The following is a 473-nucleotide window of genomic DNA, read 5'->3' on the forward strand; positions in this document are numbered from 1 at the left end:
GTGAGGCTTTTCGGGGCGCGCAGCCCATACTTGTCCACAATCGCCGCCCACTCGGCCTCTCGCCTGGGCATGTCCTCGGCCAGCGAGCACGGTTCGGGCGGCCCGACCGGCATACCCAGAGCCTCGGCAATGGTCGGCCACACGTTCTGCCACACAAACACGTCGCCATTGGTGATATTGAAGACTTCGTTCCGGGCGGTCGGCGCGTCCGCCGCCCACTCAAACGCCCGGGCGTGGACATCCGTATCAATGGCTTCGAGCAGAAACGGCGCTCCGCCCGGAAAAGACAGCGGCAGCCCGGCTTCGCGGCGCAGCGCGGCATACACCCCAAGGGCCGGAAACACGTTCATCTGGCTGCCCAGCGACTCGCCCAGAATGAGCTGCGGGCGCCACGCCGTCCAGTGCCACGGCTTGCCGATCTGGCGGTCGCGCAGATAGTCCTGCTGCAACCAGTAGAAGTTCTCATGCGGATG

At 65.8% G+C, this 473-nt stretch carries 1 protein-coding gene; it reads right to left on the reverse strand.

Translation table 11 applies throughout. The annotated features are described in order from the left end of the window. Positions 1 to 473: hypothetical protein (locus J4F42_19160; GenBank protein ID MCE2487637.1), on the reverse strand; the 473-nt coding region annotated here is incomplete at both ends.

The sequence above is a fragment of the Desulfurellaceae bacterium genome, assembly GCA_021296095.1.
Classification (GTDB): domain Bacteria; phylum Desulfobacterota; class Binatia; order Bin18; family Bin18; genus JAAXHF01.